This window comes from Phenylobacterium sp., assembly GCF_024508875.1.
Lineage (GTDB): Bacteria > Pseudomonadota > Alphaproteobacteria > Caulobacterales > Caulobacteraceae > Phenylobacterium.
This window is the reverse complement of the sequence record NZ_JANINU010000278.1, coordinates 1-2,507: the sequence shown is the minus strand read 5'-3', so window position 1 is coordinate 2,507 and position 2,507 is coordinate 1. Positions and strand designations below refer to the sequence as shown.

Sequence of the window (2,507 nt, the reverse complement as noted above, 5' to 3'; positions counted from 1 at the left end):
CAGGTGCCGACCGACACCTCGGTGATCGGCGAGAAGGCCAACGCCACCCGCCCCGAGATCGAGCAGATCATGCTGTCGCCCCCCAAGGGGATGGAGGGCGAGGCGCTGGAGCGGGCGCTGTTCCTCTGCCGCAAGCGGATCGAGAAGCGCGTCGCCCAGGCCAACATCCAGCACTTCTACATCTGCTCGCTGTCGGCGCGGGCGCTGATCTACAAGGGGATGTTCCTCGCCCAGCACATCGACGAGTTCTATCCCGACCTGACCGACCCGCGCTTCAAGGCGGCGGTGGCGGTGTTCCACCAGCGCTATTCGACGAACACCTTCCCGGAATGGCGGCTGGCCCAGCCGTTCCGGATGCTGGCCCACAACGGCGAGATCAACACGCTGAAGGGCAACGTCAACTGGATGAAGAGCCACGAGATCCGCATGGCGGCCTCGGCGTTCGGCGACTACCAGGACGACATCAAGCCGGTGATCCAGCCTGGCGGCTCGGACAGCGCGGCGCTGGACAACACCTTCGAGGTGCTGGTGCGCGCCGGGCGCGAGGCGCCGATGGCCAAGACGCTGCTGATGCCCGAGGCCTGGAACAACCGCTCGGCCGAGCAGATGAAGGCCAGCCACCGGGCCCTCTACTCGTACTGCAACGCGGTGATGGAGCCCTGGGACGGACCGGCCGCGGTGTGCGCCAGCGACGGCCGCTGGGTGGTGGCGGGCAAGGACCGCAGCGGCCTGCGCCCGATGCGCGTGGCCCAGACCTCGGACGGCCTGCTGATCGTGGGCTCGGAGGCCGGCATGTGCCGCGTCGAGGAGAGCCGTATCGTCCGCAAGACCCACGTCGAGCCCGGCCGGATGCTGGCCGTCGACCTGGCCGAGGGCCGCCTCTACGACGAGGAGGCGATCCTGGACCGCCTGGCCGCCCAGCACCCCTACGACCGCTGGCTCGGCAACATGGTGGACCTGGAGGAGAAGATCGGCCCCGGGGTCGAGCCGCGCCTCTACGGCCGCGAGGAACTGGTGCGCCGGCAGGCGGCCGCGGGCGTGACGCTGGAGGACCTGGAACTGGTCCTGGCGCCGATGGTGGAGGACGCCAAGGAGGCCGTGGGCTCGATGGGCGACGACACGCCGCTGGCGGTGCTGTCCGACGGCTACCGGCCGCTGAGCCACTTCTTCCGGCAGAACTTCAGCCAGGTGACCAACCCGCCCATCGACTCCCTGCGCGAAGCCGGGGTGATGAGCCTGAAGACCCGGTTCAAGAACCTGGGGAACATCCTCGCCGAGAACGAGACCCAGGCCGACGTGTTCGTGATGGAAAGCCCGGTGCTGACCAACGGCATGTACGAGCGGGTGATCGCCGAGATCGGCGAGAAGAACGTCGCGCTGGTCGACTGCACCATGCCGATCCCGGCGGCGGACGCGCGCGGCGGCGACGCCCTGCGGGCCAACCTGGACCGTATCCGCTCGGAGGCCGAGGAGGCGGCGCTGCGGGGCTGCTCGACCATCGTGCTCAGCGACATGGCCTCGGGCGCCGAGCGCGTGGCGCTGCCGATGATCCTGGCGACCGGCGGCGTCCACTCGTGGCTCGTGGGCAAGGGGCTGCGCAGCTACGTCTCCCTCATCGTCCGCTCGGCCGAATGCCTGGACACCCACGCCTACGCCGTCCTGGTGGGCGTGGGCGCGACGGCGGTGAACGCCTACCTGGCGCAGGAAAGCTTCCTGGACCGGCAGGAGCGCGGCCTGACCGGCGAGCTGTCGCTGCGCGACCTGTGCCTGAACCACAAGAAGGCGATCGAGGGCGGGCTGCTCAAGATCATCTCCAAGATGGGCATCTCGGTGATCTCGTCCTACCGCGGCGGCTACAACTTCGAGGCCGTCGGCCTGTCGCGCAGCCTGGTGGCCGAGTTCTTCCCGGGCATGCCGTCGCGCATCTCGGGCATCGGCCTGGCCGGCCTGGAGGCCAAGGCGGTGGAGCTGCACCGCAAGGCCTGGGACCCGGCGGCGATCAGCCTGCCGGTGGGCGGGTTCTACAAGGCGCGCCGCTCGGGCGAGGCGCACGCCTTCGAGGCGCGGATGATCCACACCCTGCAGCGGGCTTGCGACACCGGCGACTACCAGATCTACAAGCGCTTCTCCGAGGGCATGCGCGCCATGCCCGCGATCCAGCTCCGCGACCTGCTGGACATCCGGACCGAGGCCAAGCCGGCGCCGCTTGAGGAGGTCGAGAGCGTCAACGAAATCCGCAAGCGCTTCCTGACCCCCGGCATGAGCATGGGCGCGCTGGCGCCCGAGGCGCACGGCGTCCTCAACATCGCCATGAACCGGATCGGGGCGAAGAGCGTCTCGGGCGAGGGCGGCGAGGACCGCACGCGATACCAGCCGCTGCCCAACGGCGATAACCCCAACTCGGCCGTGAAGCAGATCGCCTCGGGCCGGTTCGGCGTGACCGCCGAATACCTGAACCAGTGCCGCGAGATCGAGATCAAGGTCAGCCAGGGCGCCAAGCCCGGCGA

1 protein-coding gene is annotated in these 2,507 nt (G+C 69.5%); it reads left to right on the top strand.

What is annotated here, in order from left to right; translation table 11 throughout:
* Window positions 1-2,507 (top strand): glutamate synthase central domain-containing protein (locus tag Q0L11_RS18855; protein ID WP_296599286.1); only part of this gene is annotated, 2,507 nt, incomplete at both ends.